Annotated in this window: 13 protein-coding genes and 1 tRNA gene; 8 read left to right on the forward strand and 6 right to left on the reverse strand. The window is 62.7% G+C overall.

Translation table 11 applies throughout. The features are described from left to right. The first annotated feature begins 67 nt into the window (after positions 1–67). The 4 genes from RBB32_RS01875 to RBB32_RS01890 all read left to right on the forward strand — a co-directional run bounded on the left by RBB32_RS01875 (position 68) and on the right by RBB32_RS01890 (position 9,886). Positions 68–1,168, forward strand: a complete 1,101-nt coding sequence (locus RBB32_RS01875) for an efflux RND transporter periplasmic adaptor subunit (protein ID WP_306150968.1) — start codon at positions 68–70, stop codon at positions 1,166–1,168. Then, on the forward strand, positions 1,165–4,248 hold the full coding sequence (locus RBB32_RS01880; RefSeq protein WP_306150969.1) for an efflux RND transporter permease subunit: 3,084 nt from the start codon (positions 1,165–1,167) through the stop codon (positions 4,246–4,248). The genes RBB32_RS01875 and RBB32_RS01880 overlap by 4 nt, the downstream gene beginning before the upstream one ends. Before the next feature lie 107 nt (positions 4,249–4,355). Next, entirely contained in the window at positions 4,356–6,158 is a 1,803-nt protein-coding gene (locus RBB32_RS01885; protein ID WP_306150970.1) for an autotransporter assembly complex family protein, read from the forward strand. Further along, positions 6,158–9,886: a translocation/assembly module TamB domain-containing protein gene (locus RBB32_RS01890; RefSeq protein WP_306150971.1), complete on the forward strand. Its 3,729-nt coding sequence runs from the start codon at positions 6,158–6,160 to the stop codon at positions 9,884–9,886. The genes RBB32_RS01885 and RBB32_RS01890 overlap by 1 nt, the downstream gene beginning before the upstream one ends. Positions 9,887–9,892: 6 nt before the next feature. On the opposite strand, the gene RBB32_RS01895 is transcribed toward RBB32_RS01890, so the two are convergent. Next, complete coding sequence (locus RBB32_RS01895) at positions 9,893–10,399, reverse strand: hypothetical protein (RefSeq protein ID WP_306150972.1); 507 nt, start codon at positions 10,397–10,399, stop codon at positions 9,893–9,895. Continuing rightward, positions 10,377–11,084: a response regulator transcription factor gene (locus RBB32_RS01900; protein ID WP_306150973.1), complete on the reverse strand. Its 708-nt coding sequence runs from the start codon at positions 11,082–11,084 to the stop codon at positions 10,377–10,379. The genes RBB32_RS01895 and RBB32_RS01900 overlap by 23 nt, the downstream gene beginning before the upstream one ends. Before the next feature lie 441 nt (positions 11,085–11,525). Between RBB32_RS01900 and RBB32_RS01905 the strand changes: the two genes are divergently transcribed. The 4 genes from RBB32_RS01905 (at position 11,526) to RBB32_RS01920 (ending at position 18,610) form a co-directional block, all read left to right on the forward strand. Next, positions 11,526–13,151, forward strand: coding sequence for a hypothetical protein (locus RBB32_RS01905; protein ID WP_306150974.1), 1,626 nt, complete (start codon positions 11,526–11,528; stop codon positions 13,149–13,151). A 123-nt stretch (positions 13,152–13,274) separates the two neighbouring features. Next, on the forward strand, positions 13,275–15,206 hold the full coding sequence (locus tag RBB32_RS01910; RefSeq protein WP_306150975.1) for a hypothetical protein: 1,932 nt from the start codon (positions 13,275–13,277) through the stop codon (positions 15,204–15,206). 42 nt (positions 15,207–15,248) lie between these two features. After that, the gene (locus tag RBB32_RS01915) at positions 15,249–17,249 is read left to right on the forward strand and encodes a type I secretion system permease/ATPase (RefSeq protein ID WP_306150976.1); all 2,001 of its coding nucleotides are present in this window, start codon (positions 15,249–15,251) and stop codon (positions 17,247–17,249) included. 23 nt (positions 17,250–17,272) lie between these two features. Beyond that, entirely contained in the window at positions 17,273–18,610 is a 1,338-nt protein-coding gene (locus tag RBB32_RS01920; protein WP_306150977.1) for an HlyD family type I secretion periplasmic adaptor subunit, read from the forward strand. Positions 18,611–18,645: 35 nt separating this feature from the next. Here RBB32_RS01920 and RBB32_RS01925 read toward each other — a convergent pair. The 4 genes from RBB32_RS01925 to RBB32_RS01940 all read right to left on the reverse strand — a co-directional run bounded on the left by RBB32_RS01925 (position 18,646) and on the right by RBB32_RS01940 (position 22,978). Further along, positions 18,646–18,735: transfer RNA gene (locus RBB32_RS01925), tRNA-Ser, on the reverse strand. Positions 18,736–18,795: 60 nt separating this feature from the next. Continuing rightward, the gene (locus RBB32_RS01930; protein WP_306150978.1) at positions 18,796–19,515 is read right to left on the reverse strand and encodes an alanyl-tRNA editing protein; all 720 of its coding nucleotides are present in this window, start codon (positions 19,513–19,515) and stop codon (positions 18,796–18,798) included. Further along, complete coding sequence (locus tag RBB32_RS01935) at positions 19,512–21,947, reverse strand: DUF3772 domain-containing protein (protein ID WP_306150979.1); 2,436 nt, start codon at positions 21,945–21,947, stop codon at positions 19,512–19,514. Before RBB32_RS01935 ends, RBB32_RS01930 begins: the two co-directional genes overlap by 4 nt. Beyond that, positions 21,947–22,978: a cysteine synthase A gene (locus RBB32_RS01940; RefSeq protein ID WP_306150980.1), complete on the reverse strand. Its 1,032-nt coding sequence runs from the start codon at positions 22,976–22,978 to the stop codon at positions 21,947–21,949. The genes RBB32_RS01935 and RBB32_RS01940 overlap by 1 nt, the downstream gene beginning before the upstream one ends. Positions 22,979–23,038 lie beyond the last annotated feature (60 nt).

Below are 23,038 nucleotides of genomic sequence, written 5' to 3' on the forward strand. Positions count from 1 at the left end.
GCATGGTATTACCATTCCTGCAAAGCGGGCAACCTTCGAACGCCCCATAACAAAGAAGGGCAAATTCGTGCCGGTCTGGAAACAAATCTTGGTCTTGTGCCTGCTTGCGGCTGTCGGATACGGCGCATACGAAGGCTATCAGCGATATTCATCGACCGGCACCGAAAGCACAGCCGCGCAATCGCGTGGTGCAAGCGCGGCAACAGTCGAAGTGGCCCAGGCCGAGGTGCGCACCCTGCGCGACATTGTCGAAGCCGTGGGCACCAGCCGCGCCAAACGCTCCATCGAGATCGTTCCCGAAACCGATGGCCGTGTCGTCGAACTTGGCATCACACCGGGCGCAGGGGTCGACAAGGGCGCCGTTCTCGTGCGTCTTGACGACACGATTGCACAGGCCGATCTGGTCGAGGCCGAGGCACGCCTGACAGAACGCGAACAAGCCCTGTCGCGCGTAACACAGTTGCGCCGCACCAATGCCGTGGCCGAGGCCGCCTTGGAGGAAGCCACCGCCCGCCTTGCCGAGGCCCGTGCGCAGCTTGATCGCGCCCGTCAAAGGCTGACCGAACGCACCATCCTGGCCCCATTCGCGGGCGTGGTCGGCCTGGCCGAAATCGACGAAGGCGCACGGGTCAGCGCCGGAACGCTGATCACCCGGCTTGACGACCTTTCCGAAGTCGAGGTTGAATTCGCCCTTCCCGAAACCCTGTTCGCCCGGATCAAGATCGGCCAGAAGGTCACCGCCCACAGCGCGGCTTTCCCCGGGCAAAGCTTCACCGGACAGATCGAGGCCGTCGACAGCAGGATTGACCCGATCAGCCGCGCGTTCCGCGCCCGCGCTGTCATCCCCAACCCCGACGGCATCCTGCCCTCGGGCATGTTCATGTCGCTTGACCTGATCATCGACGAGGCCGAGCACCTCGTCGTTCCCGAAGAGGCGATCATTTTTCAGGCCGCTCAAAGCTATGTCTTCACGCTCGACGGCGATATCGCCACCCGCGTTGCTGTCAAAACCGGTGCGCGCCGCGATGGCATGGTTGCCCTTCTCGATGGGCTTGACGCCGGAACGCGCGTTGTCATACGCGGCCTGCACCGGGTTCGTGATGGCCGACAGGTGCAGATTTTGAATGCCGACAGCCCCGCATCAGATCCCGACGGACAAGGCTCATGACGCTTTCGGATATCTCTGTTCGCCGTCCGGTGCTTGCCGCCGTGGCAAGCCTGTTGTTGATCGTCTTCGGCATCGCCGCCCTGCGCGACATCCCGGTGCGTGAATTGCCCGACGTGGACAATGCCGTCGTCACCGTCACCACGAATTACCGCGGCGCCGCCCCCGAGGTGATCGACACCGATATCACCGAAACCGTCGAAGGGGCCGTGGCCTCGATCTCGGGCATCCGGTCCATTTCATCCGAAAGCCGGCAGGGCCGTTCCCGCGTTACGATCGAGTTCGAGGCAGGCCAGGACGTTGACGTCGCCGCCAATGACGTTCGCGATGCCGTCGGGCGCGTGCGCGATGACCTCCCCGAGGAGGCCGAAGCGCCAGAGGTCGAAAAAAGCGATGCCGATGCCGACCCGGTCATGCGTCTTGCCGTCACCTCCGACCGGATGACGACGCCCGAGATCACCGATTATATCGACCGCTTTATCGTCGATCGCCTCGCCACGCTGGATGGTGTGGCCAACCTGCGCATCTATGGCGACCGGCCCTTTGCCGTGCGCATCTGGCTGGATCGCCGCGCGCTGGCCGCGCGCAAATTGACCGTGGCCGATGTGGAACGCGCGCTTTTGCGCAACAACGTGGAACTTCCCGCGGGCGAGGTGCAATCGAAAGACCGCCAGCTTTCCGTGCGCCTCAACAGCCGCCTGCAAAGCGTCGAGGATTTCCGCGACGTGGTGCTGGACCGTGTGGCGGGCTACCCCGTCCGGCTTGGCGATGTCGCGCAGGTCGCCCCCGGCGTGGCCGACGATTCCACCATCGCGCGCAGCGACGGCCGCGTTTCCATCGGCATCGCGGTGCAGCGCCAAAGCCAATCCAACACCTTGCAGATATCCAACGCCGTAAGCGCCGAGATTGATCGCCTGCGCCCCACCCTGCCCGAAGGCATGAAGATCATCGTCGGCTCGGACGATGCGCTTTTCGTCGGGGCTTCCATCCGCGAGGTGCTGCAGGCGCTTGGCATCTCGCTTGTTCTCGTGGTGCTGGTCATCCTTGTCTTCCTGCGCTCACTGCGTGCCACGCTGATCCCGGCCATCACCATCCCGGTTTCACTTGTCGGGGCCTTTGTCCTGATCGGCGCGTGGGGCTTTTCGCTCAATACACTAACACTGCTGGCGCTGCTGCTGGCCATCGGTTTGGTGGTGGATGACGCCATTGTTGTTCTGGAGAATATCCAGCGCCGGATCGAGAACGGTGAAACACCCCTTGTCGCCGCCATGAAAGGCGCCCGGCAAGTGACCTTCGCGGTGCTGGCCACCTCGGCCACCCTGATCGCGGTTTTCGTGCCGCTGTCTTTCATGCCGGGGCAAGTGGGGCGGCTGTTCATCGAATTCGGCTGGGTCATGGCCGGCACGGTGGCCATCTCGACCTTCGTCGCCCTCACGGCCTGTCCTGCCCTGGCCTCCAAGGTTCTGCGCAAGGGGGCCGCCCCCGCCCCTCAGGATAGCCAAGCCCCGCGCGGCGTCGTGCAGAAAAGCTATACCGCGCTTCTGACCCGCGCCTTGCGCATGCCCGTGGTGGTGCTGGCCCTCGCCGTCACGATCATCGGGGGCGCGGCACTGTTTTACGACGGCCTGCCCCGCGAACTGGCCCCCCGCGAAGATCGTGGTGTGGGCTTCGTGCCGCTGACCGCCCCGCAAGGCAGCACCGTGGAGTATACCGACCAGGCCGCCCGACAGGTCGAAGCCATCCTGCAACCGATGCGCGACGAAGGCATCGTCGAAACGGTTTTCACCTTTACCGGCTGGGGCAACCGGGCGTGGCGGTCCTTCGTTGTCTTCCGCCTGGCCCCGTGGGACGAGCGCAGCACACCCATCAGCGACGTGGTCCGCCGTATTTCCCCGCAGATGAACCAGGTCACCATTGCACGCGGCTTTCCCGTCACCCCGGCAGGGCTTGGCCTGCGCGGCAATTCCACACCTGTGCGGGTGGTGATCGGCGGCCCCGATTTCGACAGCGTCAAAGACTGGTCAACGGCGCTGCTTGAACGCGCGGAAACCATCGAAGGGCTTGTGAACCCGGAAATCGATTTCGAACAGAACCTGCCGCAACTCGACCTGCGCATCGACCGCGAACGCGCCGATGATCTGGGCATTTCTGCCGATGTGATCGCCAACACCCTGCAAACCATGCTGGCCTCGCGGCAAATGACCACCTTCGTCAGCCGGGGCCGCGAATACCCGGTGATCGCCCAGGCGCAGGAGGACGACCGCCGCACGCCCTCGGATATCGACAATATCTTCATTCGTGCGAGCGACGGCGAAAGCCTTGTCCCCTTGGGCGCGCTTGTCACGGTCGAAGAAAACGCCGCCGCCCCCTCGCTGCGCCGCTTCGACAGGTTACCCTCGATCCAGCTTTCCGGCGCGCTCGCCCCCGGGTATGACCTCGGGTCGGTCCTGGGCGAGTTGGAGCAGGCCGCGGCCGAGATCCTGCCTGCCGAGGCCAACCTGGGGTACGAGGGCCAATCGCGCACGTTCAAGGATACCGCCTCGGGGGCCAATATGGTTTTTGCGCTTTCGCTATTGATCGTCTTTCTGGTGCTGGCCGCCCAATTCGAAAGCTTCGTGCATCCGGTGACCATCCTGTTGACGGTGCCGGTGGGCGTTGCGGGCGCGATCTATGCCATGGCGCTTGGGGGGCTGTCGCTGAATGTTTACAGCCAGATCGGGATCATCCTTCTTATCGGGCTCGTGGCCAAGAACGGTATCCTGATTGTCGAGTTCGCCAATCAATTGCGCGACGAGGGCAAGGACATCCGCGAGGCCGTGATTGCCGCCGCCACCCTGCGCCTACGTCCGATCATGATGACCGTGCTGTCGACCGTCCTTGGCGCGCTTCCCCTCGTGCTGGCCACTGGCGCCGGGGCCGAAAGCCGCAACGCCATCGGCACGGTAATCATCGCCGGGCTTGCGCTTTCCGCCGTCCTGATGCTCGTGGTCACACCGGTGCTATATGACCTGCTGGCCCGCTTCACCCGGCCGCGTGGCGCCGTGGAACGCGCCCTCGAACAGGAGTTGCAAGACGCGACATGACGCTATCGGAAAAAACTTGCCTAACGCTGATGTGATGCGCTTGACCGTGGCATTCACGGCGCCTGCATGAGATGTATGCGCCAACACTTGGAAGAAAGCTGCCTGACGTGAAAGATTCGCTGCCGAAACGTGCCTGCGCCTTGGTCTTGATGCTGGGCCTTGTGGCCATGCCCATTGGCGCGCGGCCCAGCGAGGTGCGCCTGTCGGCCCCCGGGGCCGGCGAGGATCTGGCCAACCGGCTTCGGGATGGCTCCTTGACGTTGGAAACCGCCAAGCGCGACGACGCGACACCCCAAGACATCCTGGCCGCCGCGCGCGCCGATTACGCCCGCCTGATCGGCGTGATGTTCGAAGCCGGGCGTTACGGCCCGTCGGTTCGCATTACCGTCGACGGGCGCGAGGCTGCTGCGATTCCGCCGCTTGAGGCCCCCGCCCGCATCGACGAGGTTCAAATTACCGTCGATCCCGGCCCGGCCTTCCTGTTTGACCGCGCCGAGGTGACGCCACGGGCCCCGGGCACCGAATTGCCCAAGGGGTTTCGGCGTGGGGCCCTGGCCCGCGCCGATACGATCCGTGACGCCGCACAGGCCGGGGTCGAAGGCTGGCGCGACACCGGCCATGCCAAGGCCCGTGTCGCCGACCAATCCATCACCGCCGATCATGGCAAGCAGGCCCTCACGGCGCGCATCGCCCTTGCGCCCGGCCCCCGCCTGCGGTTCGGCAGCCTGATCCCGCGCGGCGAAAGCCGCGTCAGGCCCGACCGCATCCGGGAAATCGCCGGCTTGCCCGAGGGCACGACTTTCGACCCCGAAGAGGTTGATCGCGCTGCCACCCGCCTGCGTCGCACCGGCACATTCCAATCCGTCGCCATGCAAGAGGCCGAAACCGCCAATCCCGATGGCACGCTCGATATCAACGCCCAGATCGTCGATGCCAAGCGCCGCCGTATCGGCTTCGGCGCCGAGCTGTCCTCGCTCGAAGGGGTGATGCTTTCGGGGTTTTGGCTTCACCGCAACCTTCTTGGCGGGGCCGAACGCCTGCGCATCGATGCCGAGGTCGGCGGCATTGGCGGCGACTCGGGCGGCATGGATTACCTTCTCAAGGGACGATTCGAACGTCCCGCCACCATCACCCCCGACACCGCCCTGTACATCGAAGGCGAACTGGCCGAAGAAGACGAGCCCGACTACCGCGAACGCCGCGTTCGCCTTGGCGCAGGGGCCAGCCATATCTTTTCCGACACCCTCACCGGGGAAGCCGGAATTGCCTATCAATACACCGAGATCGACGACGATCTGGGCAGCCGCACGATCGAACACCTGTTGTTTCCGACCTCGCTCACTTGGGATACCCGCGATAACACGCTGGACGCGCGCAAGGGTTTTTATGTCGCGGTCGAAGCCACCCCGTTCCTGGGCCTTGATCAAGGCGGCTCTGGTGCGCGGCTTTACACCGATGCGCGGGGTTATCTGGCCCTCGATGCCAACGACAGCGTGATCGCCGCAGCCCGCGCACAGATTGGCTCGGTCAATGGCGCGGGCCTGACGGAAGTGCCGCCCAACATGCTGTTTTTCTCGGGGGGTGCGGGTACTGTCCGGGGCCAGCCCTATCAATCGCTGGCCGTCGACCTGGGCGGCGGCAACCGTCTTGGCGGGCGGTCGTTCTTTGCCCTGTCAGGCGAAATTCGCGCCGACCTGAAAGGCAAATTCGGGGCCGTGGCCTTCGCCGATACCGGCTTTGTCGGTCAAGACAGCTGGGGCAGCCGCAACGGCGACTGGCACAGCGGTGCGGGCTTTGGCCTGCGCTATGACACCGGCATCGGCCCCATCCGGGTTGACCTTGCCACGCCGCTGGACAACGGCGCTGGCGAAGACTTCGAACTTTACATCGGTATCGGGCAGGCCTTCTGATGCGCAGCCTTTTGATCTTCATATCCATGCTCATTTGCCTTGCCGCTCCAGCCGCCGCGCAGGACGATGATCGCGGGCTGATCATCGGCTTTCTGGAAGACAACCTGTCGGACGCGGGCCGCGAGGTGCGCATCGAAGGGTTCCGGGGCGCGTTATCCTCGCAAGCTACGCTGGACCGGCTGACCATCGCCGACGACGACGGCATCTGGCTTGAATTGCAGAATGCCGAACTTGATTGGACCCGCAGCGCGCTTTTGAGCGGGCGGCTCAATATCGACAAACTGACCGCCGAAGCCATCATCCTGCGCCGTCTGCCCGACGATGGCGGGCCAAGCCCGGCCGACACCGAGGCGCGAGAGTTCAACCTGCCCGACCTGCCCGTTTCGATCAACATCGGCACCCTGCGTATCGACGAGGTCACCCTCGCCGCGCCTGTGCTGGGCGAAGCTGCCGAATTCAAGTTCGAAGGCGCCATGGCGCTCGATGCCGGGGAAGGCACCGCCGAACTGGCCATCACGCGCCTCGACAAACCGGCCGAGTTGACGCTAGACGCGGGATTCGACAACTCCAGCCGCGAACTTTCCATCGACCTTGCGCTGAGCGAAGCCGAGAATGGCCTTTTGTCGCGTATAATCAACCTGCCCGGGCAACCCGCGATTGACTTTACACTGGCCGGCAACGGGCCGTTGGATGACTACAACGCAGAACTGGCCCTTGCCTCGGACGGGGTTGAACGGTTCAGCGGCACCATCGCGACAATGCGCGAGGCCGACACCGCCACACGCCGCTTTTCGGCGGATCTTGCCGGGGATCTTCGCCCGCTGTTCCAACCAGACCTGCGGCCCTTCTTCGGGCAGGAAACCGCGCTGGAATTGCGCGCAACGCGTCGGGATGACGGGGCGCTGTCAATCTCGCGGTTCCGGGCGGAAAGCGCGGCCATGGACCTGCGCGGCGAAGCACGGATTGCCGCCGATGGCTGGCCCGAACAATTCGCGGTGACAGGGCGTATCGGCACCGACGACACCCCGACCCGCCTGCCCTTTTCCGGCCAGCCGACACAGATACAAAACGCGCGCATAACCGCCAGCTACGACAAGGCGCAAGGCGAGGCTTGGCAAGCCCAGGTTCGGGTCGACAACCTTGAGAACGGCCCCGTGGTGGTGCGTCAGGCCGAATTCACCGCGAAGGGCAGCCTCGACAGCGATGCACCGCGCCGCTTTGACGCCGATCTCATCACCAGCCTGGCAGGCATCAGCCACAAGGACGAGGCCCTGTCGCGGGCGCTTGGCCCATCGGCCAATGCCCAGGCCCGCCTTGCATGGCGCGAGGGACAGCCCCTTGATATTCTGGACCTTGCTGCCAAGGCCGGTGACCTGACCCTTTATGGTGCCGGTCGATTGAAGGCCAGCGGCGAGGGCCTTCCGCTTTCGGTAAACCTGCGGTTGGAGGCCCCGGCGCTTGGGCGTTTCGCACCACTGGCCAACTTGCCGCTTGAAGGCGCTGCAATGCTGACGGTAATCGGCAATTCCGACCTGCTGACCGGCGCGTTCGATGGGGCGCTTTTCGCGGAAACCGCGAACCTTGGCCTTGGCAATCCAACCCTCGATCCCTTGATCGCGGGCGAAGGCCGGTTGATCCTGTCCGCCCTGCGCGATGAAAACGGCATTGCCGTCGATCAGCTTGACCTGGTCACACCCGAGGCGCAAATCCGGGCCATTGGCCATCTCAGCGGCCAATCCGGCACCCTGACCCTTGATGCCGACATCCGCGATCTTGCGCGCGCGGACATCCCGCTTGAGGGGCCCGCCCGCCTGAGCACCGCGATTGAATGGCAAAAGGACAGCCCCCTACGCCTGTCCAATCTGAACGCCTCTGTCGCGCAAACCACGTTCAACGCCAGCGGCACGTTTGACCCCGCCGACGACAGCCTGCCGGTCACGGGCACCGCCCGGATCGACGCCCGCAACCTTGCGCAGTTCTCCCGCCTGGCCGGTCGCCCGCTTCGCGGCGCGGCGCGTTTGTCCCTTGAGGGGCTGGGCCGCATCAATGACCAGACCTTTGATCTTACCCTTGACGGTGACGCCCAAAACCTGCGCACCTCGATTGCCTCGCTCGACGCACTTCTGACCGGGGGGGCAAGCCAGTTCTCGGGCCGGATCGCCAAGGGCGACGGCCCGATCGACCTTCGTGCCCTGACAGTCGATACCCCCGGCCTGACGCTAAGCGCCTCGGGCGATGGCCCCGGTGCACCGATCGACATCAACGCCCGGCTGGCCGATTTGGCGCGGATCGCGCCGGGGCTTTCCGGCGCGATGACGGCGCGTGGCAGTGTCCGCATCCTCGAAGACTGGGCTCGCCGAATGTCACTGACCCTCACCGCCGATGGTCCCGGCGGAACCCGGGCGGATATTTCGGGCCGTCTTGAGGATTACGGTGCCTCGATGGATCTTCAGGCCAATGGCGCCGCGCCCCTTGCCTTTGCCAACCGCTTTATCGAACCGCGCGCCATCCAGGGCACCGCCCGCTATGACCTGCGCCTCAACGGCGCGCCCAGCCTCGCCGCCCTGTCCGGCCAGATCACGACCGAGAACGCCCGCGCGACGCTGCCCACCTACGGCGTGGTGATCGAAGGGATCGACAGCCGCGTCAACCTGACGGCTGGCCGCGCCAACATTTCCGTCACCGGGCGCAGCGGCGCCGGGGGCAACCTGCAGGTGGATGGGCCGATCACCCTTGCGCCACCGTTCCAAGGCACATTGTCCATCACCCTTGATGGGCTACGCATCGTCGATCCCGACCTTTACAGAACCTCGGCCAGCGGCCGAATGACCCTCACCGGCCCCTTGGCCACGGCCCCTCGGTTGCAAGGCACCCTGCGTCTGGATGAAACCTCGATCCGAGTACCAAGCAGCAGCCCGGTCAGCACACGAGTCCTTGAAGGCGTCAACCATATCAACGACAGTCGGACAGCGCGCCAGACACGCGCCAAGGCCGGCCTTGGCCTTGGTGCAGAACCCGACGAAGCGCGCGCCACCTCGCTTTCGCTTGACCTGACGATCAATGCACCCAACAGGATCTTCGTCCGGGGGCGCGGTCTGGATGCCGAACTTGGCGGTCAGCTCATCCTGCGGGGTTCGGCCTCGGATATCGCCCCATCGGGACAGTTCAGGTTGATCCGTGGCCGCTTTGACATCCTTGGCAAGCGCCTCACCCTGACCGAAGGGCAGATAACCCTGCGCGGTGCGCTTGATCCCTACCTGCGCTTCGTTGCGGAAACCGACGCCGGCGAAATCACCGCCCGAATCATCATGGAAGGGCTGGCCAGCGCGCCCGAGGTAAGCTTCACCTCCTCGCCAGAGCTGCCACAGGAAGAGGTGATCGCCCGGCTTATCTTCGGGCGTGGTCTGGACAAGATTTCAGGGTTTCAAGCGGCACAGCTTGCCTCGGCCATTGCCACCCTGCGCGGCGGCGGTCCGGGTATCCTTGGCACCTTCCGGTCGGAACTTGGCCTTGACGATCTGGATGTCACCACCACCGAAGACGGCGCCACCGAGGTCAGCGCCGGAAGCTACATATCCGATAACGTCTATTCCGAGATTTCCGCCGACAGCGACGGCCGCCAGCAGATCGAGCTGAACCTCGATGTCTCGCGCAATGTCACGGTACGCGGCAGCGCCAGCAGCGATGGCAATACCGGGATCGGGGTGTTCTTCGAAAAAGACTACTGACCGGGATCACAGGGGATAGCCGCGCTCGCGAATGACAGCCCAGATATCAAGGTTCAATTGCCGCAACCGGCCAATCGTCTTGTCGATCTGCGCAAGCTGATCCTCGCCCGCGGGTTCCTGTTTGCCCATGATGATCTCATCCTTTCGGTCGGCAATCCGCATCATGATGGTCTGCGGCGTGCCCCCTTCGGGATCAAAGGAATAGATGCAATGGTTGTACTTGTTGCGCAGCCTTGATTCCTTGCGAAACCTTTGCGTCAGCCGGGTAACGGCACGCCGCTCCTCCTCGGGCACGCGCGACAGTTTCGACAAGCGATCCACCAGGTCAAGCCGCGCCGCCGTGGTGTTCAGCGTCAGGAAAACGACAACGGCGGTTTCCTTGTCCATCCCCGCCAAGCCCGCCATGACATGGATGAACAGGCTTTCGGTATTGGTCCAGGTGTAATTCAAGCGCCCCACGCGAAGCAGGATGTCATCAAGGGGATCGTGTTCAGTGGCGGCGGTGCTGGACATGGATCATCGCCGCCTCGGTCCGGTTATGAACACCCAGCTTGGAAATGATGTTCCGCAAATGCAGCTTCACGGTATTCTCCGACAGTTCCAGCCGCGCGGCGATTTCCTTGTTCTGGCAGCCGCCCGCGACAAGCTCCAGTACCTCGCGTTCGCGGGGCGTCAAACAGGCCAGCCGGTCCACCTCGTCGGGGGTATCCAGCGGCGCTGACGCCGGGCGCGACATCAGGTCCGGCGACACGTAGTGATGCCCCGTCAAACATAATTTCAAAACCGAGATCCAGCCGTCGATCCCCATGTTCAGGGGAAACAAGCTTCCCAATGGATCGGGATAGGCGGAATTCTCCATCAATCGCGCGGCGCGTCCGGCGTTGCTGAAGGCGCAGGCAAACTGCGTTCCGATGTTCCGCGTCAACCACCGCGCCTGTACGACGTCCAGCGCCTCGGCCGCGGATTCGTCCAAAACGATCAGCCGCAGGTAATCCCGCCACTGCGGACCGGCGGCCATCACCTCGTGAACATCGTCGAACTTGGTGACATGAACCCCGGGCAATTCCGCCTCGGTCGCGCGGCACAAGCAATCGGAAAACAGGTGCCGCCGCGAAACGAACCCAAGTGACGCTTCTATCGGCACTGGTTGCGCCGCAGGCTCACGTTCTTCCCCGGTCAATATTCTATCGCTATACATTTCAATCGCTCCCCAGTTCTAGCAACAGGCTTCGAAATTCCCCCCAACCTGCCTTGGGACTGCTCGATCTCAACGCGACTATGCCAAGGTTGTCACCCATTGGCATTAACCATTGTCAATGGAACGAAAGTCGGACCTACCCAAAGGAAGCGGGCCCATCACCCACCCTATCCGCGTGGGCTAGTCCCAATTGCCGACTGTTTTTGAATCACCTTCAGACTGATCCTGACTGGGTTGCGGCCTGTCCCCAACAGCCTGCAGCACCAAGGGCAAACGCCCATGAAAGGAGGTGACAGAAACTGCAATGTCCCCGGACAGCCAAAGGGCAAAGCCCCGAAAAACTGTCCTTATCCACCACAACAAATCAACCACGCATCCCCGACATGTCACTTGATAGAAGAGTGGTGACCCGAGGATGCCCAACAAAAAGGGAGCCACACCATGAGTGGTAAGAAGCACTTCATGTTCGGCCTGCAAGGCCAAGGTCAACTTCAAGGCCAGGGCCAAGGTCAACTTCAAGGCCAAGGTCAAGGCCAGGGTCAGGACCAAAGCCAAAGCCAAAGCAGCAACAATGAAAGCATCAACCTGAACGGCAATGGCAACGGGAATGCCAACGGCAATCTCAACGGCAATGCCTCGCTCAATGGCAACGAGAACGGCAATGGCAACTCCAATGGTAACGGGAACGCCAATGGCAACGTGAACGGCAACGCCAATGGCAACGTCAATTCCAATGGCAACTTCAACACCAACACGGCCAACAACGCGGCGACCAATGGCGCAAGCAACACCGCGCATAACAACGCCGTCAACCATGCCTCCAACACGTCCAAGACCGATGTTGATACACATGTCACCACGAAGGTGAACGTGGAACTGGGCCTTGAGGACCTGATGCCGACGTCGGATGACGATTTCGGCGATTTCGACCTCAGCGGCGGCAGCAGCATCGGTGACGTGCTGATGGCCAACAACGGCTCGAAAGCGACCTATGCACCCAACGCCGACTACGGCAACGACATCAAGTTCAATGGCGTGCTCAAAGAGGCGCTGAATGGGCAAGGCAACGATGCCGGTATCGCGATGGGTCAATCGGCCACGCTGAACGACCAGGACGAACTTCACAACGCGACGGTCAGCAATAACGCCAACTGGCAACAGAACGGCAACGCCAATGGCGGCACCGCGACGTCGGATGAAGGCATCGAGGCCCAACCCGGCGGCGGGGCCGGCGGTGACAATGCCGGGTCCCTCGGTGGTATCGGCGGATCGGCCATTGCGGCCACCGGCGGCACCTCCACCAGCAGCGGCAACGGCGGCAGCAACGGCAACACCGATGCGGACGGCGGCGGAGGGGCCAGCGGTACCGGTGTCGGGCTCGGCTCGATCGGTGTCGGCGTCGGTGTCGGCGGCGACAGCGGCGCAGGCGGTGCCGGTGGCAACGGCGGCAATGCCGGGTCCGGTGCGCTTGGCGTGAATGACGCCGAAGGCGGCGATGCAGGCGCCATCGGTGCCGGTCTCGGTGTCGGCGGCCTTGGCCTCGTGCCTGTCGGTCTCGGCCTCGGCGCGGCCAATGCCGTTGCCGGTGAAGGCGGCGACGGCGGCAATGCCGCGTCCGGCGCAATCGGCGGCAACGACGGCGACGGCGGCGCAGGCGGCAGCTCGCCCGGTATGGGCGCTGGCTTCAGCAACGGTCTGGGGGCTGGTCTCGCGGCAGGTGGCGACGGCGGTCATGCCGGTGCGATCGGTGGCGAAGGCGGCAATGCCTTGGGCGGCAAGGCCTTTGGCGGCTGGACTGACGCGACGGCCGGGAACGGTGGCCATGCTGGCAAAGCCATCAATGGCGACGGCGGCAACGGCCACGCTGGCGTCTGGGGGTCGAACAATGGCGATGACGGCTACGTCAACGGCCTGTCCGAGGCACAAGCCTCGGCTGTTGTCGACACCTCGGCCTTCAACCAAAGCATCGTCCAGGGTGCCAACGTGCTGGGCAACACGGTCGACATGACCGTTGTTGGCGGCTCGCTGACCTCCACGATGGTGGGCGAAGACGATACCATGGCCTAAAATGGCCCTGCCCCGCGCGGTTCCGGTCGCGCGGGGTTCTTCTTTTGCGATTGTTATTACTGGTTTTCACGGGGCGGCCCCCCAGGGTTCCGATCAATACGCACCTTTCAGCGGGGTACGATCATGAGCAGGGATCTCACGACCGAAGCCATTTCGCATTTCGTCGGTTTTTTCAGCCAAACAGTCGAAGAAGCCCGCATGCGGCAGGATTACGATGCTTTCAAGGCCATGCAGCGCCTGAACGACCAACACGATGGGCTTTTGAACGTCACGGTGAACGTATCGTCGGATTACAATCTGGCCGACTTTGAACCGAACCTGAACGCCCGCATCACCGATTATTCCGAAGCACGCATCACGCCCGGCCCACCCGCCGACCCGCTGCCCGTCGATCTGGGCGGCCTGGGCATTTTCGGCGCCAACAGCGCGGGCAACCCGGTCATGACCTATCCCATGCAACTCTGGGGTGGCGGGATTTCCCTTGCAAAGCCTGTCCTGCCCCCGCCCTCGTCCGTGGCCACCGCCATCGTCCAGAAAATCAGCCTGCAGGACACCGACCTTCTGATAACCGCAACACCCACGGCCGGGTTCGTGCCTTCCGATTACCATATCGAAACGCTCATGGTCATGGCGCAGATGGCCAAGGATCTATCGCTGGACTGGCCCGCAACACTGCCCGAAACCGGGGACGATATCACGCCCCTCGGCGTGGCCTTCTACCAGTGCGCACAGGATGCCCCCCCGCCCGCCATCGACGGGGCCACCATCCACCACCTCACCGGGGCCGAGGCTGCGGGGATACATGTCAACGGTAGCGAAGCCGGGGAACTGCCCGATCTCGATGCCGCCCTTCCCCCCTTTCTTCAACGCGAGGAAGACGACCATGATGAGCTTCCCCACGAGGTCATCACCGGCGCCAATAACGCAACAAACGCCCTTTCGCTGTCGATCAACTGGATCGACGCGCCGGTCATGGCGGTCATGGGCGACAGCCATTCCATGAATGCCATCGCGCAGGTCAATGTCCTGTCAAACCTCGATCGCGAAAACGGTACGGCCCCGCTTCATGGCGCCGCGGACACCACTCACAATATCGCGGCCATTCTCAACAGCGCGATTCCCCCCGCAACCGACGCGGATGCCCCCGGGGAAGACGCCCCCGAATTTCCCGATACCGCCATCGTGGCGCGGCTTACCGACGATCTGGTGAATTTCAACTGGGTCGAACAATACAACTACCTTGTCGATAACGACATCCTCAGCGTTCAGTTCTCCGGCAACGAAAGCTTCCTGCAAACCGGCGGCAACACTGCCACCAATCTGACCCTGCTTCAGGAGCTTGGATTCCACTACGACCTGATCGTTGTCGGCGGCGACCTGATCAACATCAGCATCATCAACCAGGTCAATGTTCTGCTCGACAACGACAGCGTCACCTACAGCGACGGCTGGTTGACCTCGGGCGATAGCAACCTGCTCTGGAACGAGGCGGTCATCGAAACCCTTGGCCATGATGCCTATGGCGAGCTTAGCATCGCCTACGAAGCACTCGGCGAAAGCCTTGCGGCGGGCTCCGATAACGTCGGGGCCCCGATCCTTGAGAATTCTGCCTTCGAAGGCCTCGATATGCTCAAGGTTCTCTATATCGACGGTGACCTGATCAACTTCCAATACATCAGCCAAACGAACATGGTCGGCGACGCGGATCAGCTACAGTTGCACGCCGCGCAAATGGCCGCGCAAGACGGGGCCGAGGCCTCGCTTGTCGTGGGCGAAAACGCCCTGCTCAACCTCGCAACCATCTACGAGGCCGGCCTCAACTCGGAGATTCAGATCGGCGGCGATCACTATTCCGATGCCCTGATGTATCAGGCCGGACTGATCGTCACCGACGAAAGCCAACTGGCCTCCGACGGCGGCAATGGCCTTGCAAACGAGGCCGTGGTCTTCCTCACCGAGGAGAACAGCGAAACCAACCACCAACAGGATCAAGCCACCCCGCATCCAATCGGCGACGACATGGGCGCCGACCCGATGGGCGGGGTTCTCATCTGATCGCAGGCCCGCGCGAAACGAGTATAGAAAGAAGTCCGTGACATGAATTTCACACCCAAGGATTTGAAACCCGATCCCGAAACCGAGGTTCATGAAACCGAAAGCCGACCTGATCCGCTTGAACTGCGCGAGGACCAACGCATCGAAGATGCCGAGGCCCGCAGCCCCGACAGCGCGCGGCAGGATGGCACCACCGAGCCGATCAATACCGCGCCGATGAAAACCGACACCACCCCGCCCGAAAAGCAATCGGGCGACGGCGATGGCGACGGGGGCGGCAGCAATGGCGGCGGCGGTGGCGGTTTTCACAAGCGGATGGGGCCGGTCGATTTCTCCGGCAATCTGAAAAAGGGCCTCGCCGCGGTTCGGCGCAATCTGTCCATCGTCATGATATTCACCTGCATGACCAACCTTCTGATCCTTGCGATCCCGATCTACCTGTTCCAGATTTCCGACCGGGTCCTGACAAGCCGTTCGGTCGATACGCTGATCATGCTGACAGCGGTGATCATCGGAGCCGTGATCTTGCAAGCTTTCTTCGACGCGATGCGCCGCTTTGTCCTGATGCGCACGGCTGTCGAACTGGCGGCCAAGCTGGGCTCGTCTATCCTGTCGGCGGCGGCACGTGCGGCCCTGACCAGCAATGGCCGCGAATATCAAACACTTGGCGATCTACAGCAATTGCGCGGCTTTCTTGTCTCGGGCACGCTTTTGTCTTTCCTGGACATGCCCTTTGCGCCGCTCTTTATTCTTGCGATCTTCTTGGTGCACCCACACTTGGGGATGATCGTGGTGGTCACCGCGCTGATCCTGCTGGTCATCGCGCTGATCAACCAAAAGACCACCTCGAAACACTTCGCCGTCGCGAACCAACACCAAGGCATGGCGAATATGCACCTCGATTCCATGTCGCGGAACAGCCAGATCATCAATGCCCTCGCCATGATCCCCGAGGCGGTCTCGATCTGGGGGCGCGATACCGCCGCCTCGCTCAAGGCACAGGTCCACGCCCAGGATCGCAACATCACCTCGGCGGCGTTTTCGCGCGGTGTCCGCCTGCTGACGCAGGTCGGGATGTTGGGCTGGGGGGCATTCCTGGCGATCGACGGACAGATTACCGGAGGCATGGTGATCGCCGCCTCGATCATCGCGGGCCGTGCCCTTGCCCCCATCGAGGGCGCGATCGAGGGCTGGAACCAGTTCATCCTGTCGCGCGCCTCCTACGGGCGCATCTCCGGCCTGCTTACCGAATCCCCGCTCAATACCGACCGTTTGCGCCTGCCCCAACCCGAGGGGCGGCTTGATGTCGAACGCCTGCTTTACGTCCCGCAAGGCACCAAAAGCGTTGTTCTCAACGGCCTGTCCTTCAGCCTCGCGCCCGGCACCTCGCTTGCTGTTATCGGCAACTCGGGCGCGGGCAAGACCACCCTTGGCAAGATGCTTGTCGGCGCGATCCTGCCCACCTCTGGCTGTGTGCGGCTGGACCTGATGGACCTGCGCAACTGGGATCAACGGCAATTCGGGGAAAACATCGGCTACTTGCCGCAGGACGTGCAGCTTTTCCCGGGGACCATCAAGGACAATATCGCCCGGATGCGCGCCGACGCCACCGATGCGCAAATCTACGAGGCCGCGCGCCTTGCCGACGTCCACGACATGATCGCCAACCTGCCCCATGGCTACGAAACCTTCGTCGCCGCCGACGGGGCACCCCTGTCTGGCGGGCAGAAACAACGGATCGCGCTTGCCCGGGCCTTCTTTGGCAATCCCCGCCTCCTGGTGCTTGATGAACCCAACTCGAACCTTGACGTCGCAGGCGATCAGGCCCTCGCCCGCGCCCTGCACCACGCCAAGGAACAAAAGATCACCGTGGTCGTGATCACGCAAAAACCCTCGATCCTCGCCCATGTCGACAAGATCGCCCTTCTGGCCGGCGGCAGCCTTGCCTTGATGGGCCCGCGTGACGAGGTTCTGCAATCCATCCGTGGCGGCGGTGGGCCGGGCACGGATGGCCCCGGCACCATTCCCGACAATCGCGGCTGAAACGCGCAACCCGGAGACCCAAGATGAGACAACTCGCCAAGCCCGCAGCCCCCGAATGGTTCGATGAGGTTCCCCGCTCCATCGTCCGGCACACGTTTCTTGGTATTCTGGTCATCGTTCTGGCCTTGGGGGGCTTTGGGGCCTGGGCGTTCCGCGCGCCGCTTGCCGCGGCGGTCATTACCCAAGGCAGCTTCGTGGCCACAGGCAACAACCAGATCGTGCAACACCTCGAGGGCGGAATGATCCGCGAAATTCTCGTCGGCGAAGGCGATTTCGTCAAAGCCGGGCAACCCATCATGCACCTCGATGAAACCGCCGCAGAAGCCAAACTGCGCGAACTTTTCCTGCGCCGCGCGCGGCTTGAAATCCTCACCGCCCGGCTTCTGGCCGAATATCGCGGTGCTGAAACCTTCGACATTCCCCGCTTCCTTGACGGTGAACAGGACGACCCCGCGGTTCAGCAGATCCTGCGCAACCAAACCCTCAATTTCGAAGCTGCCCGCACCAAGCTCAACAAGGACATAAGCGTGCTGGAGCGCAACATTGATGCCCTCGACAGCCGCCTTGATGGTTACAGCGCGCAACTTTCCTCGCTCATCACCCAGATCGCCCTGTTGGACGAGGATATCGAGGCACAATCCATCCTGTTCGAAAAAGGCCTCAGCCCGAAAACGCGTATTAATTCGCTGCGCCGGGCCAAGGCCGACGGCACGGGCCAGATCGGCCGCCTCAAGGCGCAATTGACCGAAACCGCCGCCATGCGCGCGAAATACCAGGGCGAGATCGAACAAGCCCGCATTGCGCACCAACAGGCCGCCCTGGATGAATTGCAATCCGCCGAGGCCGAGCTTGACTCGGTGCGCGAAAATTACCGCAAGGCGGCAGATGTCTATCGCCGGTCCTCGATCAACGCGCCGGTCTCGGGCACCGTCGTCAGGATGAACTACAACACCCCCGGCGGCGTCATCGAAAGCGGCAAGCCGATTGCCGAAATCCTGCCCACAAGCGTCCCGCTCATCATCGAAACCCAAGTGCCGCGCGTTGACATCGACAGCGTCAAACTCGGCCAAGAGGCCACCGTGCGCCTGACCTCGCTCAATCAACGCACGACGCCGGTTCTCTTCGGAACAGTCTATTACATCTCGGCAGACGCCCTGCCCGACGATTCCGAACTTATCCCGCAAGAAGTCTACCTCGCGCGAGTGCAACTCCCGGCAAGTGAGCTGTCCCGCGTTCCCGGTTTCACCCCCACACCCGGCATGCCCGCCGAGGTGATGATTCAAACCGCCGAGCGCACCTTCTTCGAATACCTCAGCAAACCGATCGTCGATTCCATGCAACGCGCCTTCCGCGAGCAATAGGCGACCCGCGCCAGCAAACGACATGAAAGGGAAAATGGCGGAGAGACAGGGATTCGAACCCTGGAGACGGTTTCCCGCCTACACACTTTCCAGGCGTGCGCCTTCGACCACTCGGCCACCTCTCCGTGGCGCCCTCTTTAACGCCGGGCGCAGGCGATGTGCAAGGGGGTTTTGCACCCCAGGGCTCAGCTATCCAAATGAAGCGAAACGCGCCGGTTCTGGCGGCCTTTTTTCTCGATCTTGCCAAGCCGAACGCGCCCGATTTCGCCGGTGCGCGCGACATGCGTGCCGCCACAGGGCTGCAGGTCCACCTGATCGCCTTCGGACCCGATCCGAACCAGCCGCACCTGCCCCGCGCCGCGCGGCGGCGCAACCGACATGGTTTTGACCAAACCGGGATTCGCCGCCAATTCCTCGTCGGTGATCCAATCCTCGGTCACGGCAAGATCGCGGTCGATCAAGGCGTTCAGGCTGTCTTCAAGCGCCTCCTTGTCCTCGGGCGCTTCCGGCATGTCGAAATCCAGGCGGCTTTTCTCGGGGCCGATGGACCCGCCTGTTACCGGCAACGGAATAACCACCGACAGCAAATGCAATGCGCTGTGCATCCGCATATGCTTGTAGCGCCGATCCCAATCCAGAACCTGTTCCACCTCTGTACCGACCGGCGGCAGGGCCTGCGGCGCGGCGGGCACAAGGGCAACCTCGCCGTCGTCGGTCTTCACCGTGGTTGCCAGGTCCAACGCGCCACCGTTCCATTGAACCCGGCCACTATCGCCGGGCTGCCCCCCACCCGTGGGGTAAAACAGGCAACGGTCCAGAATGATCCCGCCCTCGGGGGTATGCGCCGCGACATGCGCCATGGCCCGGGTCATGTAGGGATCGTCGCGAAACAACATCTCGCTCATACATCCCCCCCATCGCCATCGACGTCGATGTCCGGTTCCGCATCGTTAAGATCGGCCTCGGTGATATGCGCGGAGGCGTCGGAGGTGGTGACCCGCGCCGATGTCCCGCCAAAGGCCTCGGGATTGCGCAGCCAGATATCCTGTTGCGCAAAGGGTATCTCGATCCCTTCCTCGGCAAAGCGGCGGGCGACCTCGTGGTTCATGTCCGATTTGACATTCAACACGAAATTCACATCGCGCAGGATCGCGCGTATCTCGAAATCCATCGAACTCGCGCCAAAGCCCTGAAACACCACGTAGGGTGCCGGGTTGGCCAGGACCAAGGGATGCGCCTCACCGATCTCAAGCAATATTTCCTCGACCTTGCGGGTGTCCGAGCCATAGGCCACGCCCACCGGCACGATCACCCGCCCCACGGTATTGCCACGGGTATAATTGGTCACCGTACCGCTGACAAAATCGGCATTCGGGACGATCACATCGGTCCGGTCAAAGGTTTCGATCCGCGTCGAACGGACCGAGATATCCTTGACCGTCCCGTGTTTTCCGCCCACCTCGATCCAGTCGCCTTCCGAGATTGGCCGCTCGATCAACAGGATGATGCCCGACACGAAGTTCGACACGATATTCTGCAGGCCAAAACCAATCCCGACCGAAAGCGCACCGGCGACAATGGCCAGGCTGCTAAGGTCAATTCCCGCACTGGTAATGGCAATCAGGGCCGCAAGGAATATACCGATATAACCAACGCCCGAAACAATGGCGTTACGCCCGCCCGGGTCGATCTTGGTTTTCGGCAATACGCTGTTCTTCAGCGCCCCTTGCAACAGCCGCGTAACCACCAGGCCGATCGCGAAAACAATGGCCAGCGTCAGGAAGATCGTCGGCGAAATCCGCGTTTCCCCGATGGTGACCCCTTCCACGAATTGCGTCCACAATTCCGTCAGGTCCGCCACCCGCGCACCCCAGACAAGGGCGAAAAACGGAAGCGACAGGATAACCAGCACAAAACCGATAAGCACCGGGATCAGGGAATCCGCCGCGCCCTCACGATTGCCGCTCACCAAGACATAGAGTTCCACGAAGAACTTCTGCAGAACCAACAGCACGGCCAGCAGCAACAGCGAGAACAGCGACGGCAGCATCATCCATTGCGCCGCCTTGAAATAGCCAACAGCGGCCAAAACCGGCGCCAGAACGGCCAACAACAGCAGAACCCGCGACAAAAGACGCGCCATGCGCGCGCGATAGGTTTCATCGCCGGACTCGTCGGTGGAATTCACGCCATGCTTGTGAACCAGGTGCGCCAGCCGCCACAGCAACAAGGCAGCCACCACCATTGCCGGGAAAAGGATGGCATTGGTGGCGCCTTCCGCCCATCCCATGAACTCCGATGCGTTCAGCAGCAACATGTAGATGACCATGACAAGGCCAAGCGATGCCCCGTACCAGCGCCCGGCAAGCCGGTCGTCGGCATCAAGGTTCAGTGGCGGCACCCGCAGGTCATCGGCCGGGAATATCCGCGTTGCCAGCCACCGCGCCAGCAGAAAGGCAAAGCTGGCCCCTAGGAACGCCGATAAAAACTGATCCGTCCGCACCCCGACCAACCCGGTGGCATAGGCCGCTTCGGTGATCGCGTAGATCCCGGCATAGGGCAAAAACAAGCTGCCAAGCGACACGAAGAAGCCCGCGATCCAACGCCCTGCCCCCGGTTCCTGTTTCAAGATGCGTCGTGTCAGCCGCTTGCTCCAGCGCCGCCCGCGCAGAACAAGGATCACGCCAAGAACAAGCAACACGGCGACGACGGGCAGGTTTTCCTTGGTCTCGTCGTACTGCGCCGGGTTCGACCACGCCGCCAGGAACTCCGAGTGCAACGCATGGCCGGTGTTGAACAGCGCCGTCACCCCATCGGCCAAATGGATCGGGTTGATCGGCGAGGGCCCGAATTCCAACAACTCGTCGGTCTGTCGGTCGCGAATGATCTGATCAATCCCCTTGATCAGGCCATCCGCGCGGCTGTGCGCCAATTCCGCCCGTTTGATCGGGGATTGCAACTCGGCCAGCCTGTTGTTCAGGGTATCGCGCTGCTGCGCGATATCCGCCGACTCGGGCTCACCGTCAGGTGCCGGCCCAAGCGCGGTCAGCTGGTTGCGGACGGTCTCGATGACCGTGGCGTTGCTCTCTTGGGCCACCTGGAATTGCCGCCGCCAGTCAACCAGTTCTTCCCGCAGACTTTCCAGCGCCGAGGTCGAGGCCCGGCTTGCCTCGATCGCGTCCTCGGCCCGTGTGGCCACGCTTTGCCAGCGGTCGTAATCCACACCCGCAACCGTCGGCTGCGCCATGGCCGCCCCGGTGCCGATGACCGGCGCAAGCGTGATCGCCCCCAAGGCAAGGACAAGCAGCAGGCTGAAAAGACGAAAAACCCGTGTCATTATTCGACAAACACCCCCGGGATGCTGCGCGGGGCCTGATCCAGCCAACCGGGCGTCGGCAAATCCTTCTCGCGCAGGAAGTCAGGATTGAACAGTTTCGATTGATAGCGCGTCCCGTAATCGCACAGCACCGTCACGATGGTATGCCCCGGCCCCATGTCGCGGGCCATCTTCATCGCCCCCGCCACGTTGATCCCCGACGAGGCCCCAAGGCACAGGCCCTCTTCCTCAAGCAAGTCGAAGACAACCGGCAGGGCCTCGGCATCGGTGGCCTGATAGCAATAATCGGGCTTGAGACCTTCCAGGTTCTTGGTGATCCGCACCTGGCCGATGCCTTCCGCGATCGAGCCGCCCTCGGACTCCAACTCGCCGGTCGTGAAATAGGAATACAGCTTGGCCCCCATCGGGTCGACAAGGCCGATCTTCACGTTCTTGGGCTGCAACGCCATCGCCACGCCCGTCAAGGTACCACCCGAGCCACAGGCGCAAATGAACCCATCCACCTTGCCGCCGGTCTGTTCCCAGATTTCCGGCCCGGTGGTCTCAACATGCGCTTGCCGGTTCGCAACATTGTCGAACTGGTTGGCCCAGATCGCGCCCTTCGGTTCGGTTTTGGCAAGTTCTTCTGCCAAACGCTCGGAATAGCGCACGAAGTTATTGGGGTTCGAATAGGGCGCCGCCGGCACCTGTACCAGGTCGGCGCCCGCCAAACGCAGCATGTCCTTCTTTTCCTGGCTCTGCGTTTCGGGAATTACGATCACGGTCTTGAAGCCCATCGACGACCCGACAAGCGCAAGCCCGATCCCGGTGTTGCCTGCCGTTCCCTCAACGATGGTTCCGCCGGGTTCAAGCTCACCGCGCGCCATGGCATCGCGGATGATAAACAGCGCCGCACGGTCCTTGACCGATTGTCCGGGGTTCATGAATTCACATTTCCCCAAAATCTCACAGCCGGTTTCCTCGCTGGCCCGGCGCAACCGGATCAACGGGGTATTGCCAACGGCCTCGGCCAGATCCTTTGCAACCTGCATACGCCCACGACTCCCTGTGGTGATTTGATCATTCAGACTTAGAACCTGCAGCCCATGAAC

The organism is Roseovarius sp. MMSF_3281 (assembly GCF_030733685.1).
GTDB lineage: Bacteria > Pseudomonadota > Alphaproteobacteria > Rhodobacterales > Rhodobacteraceae > Roseovarius.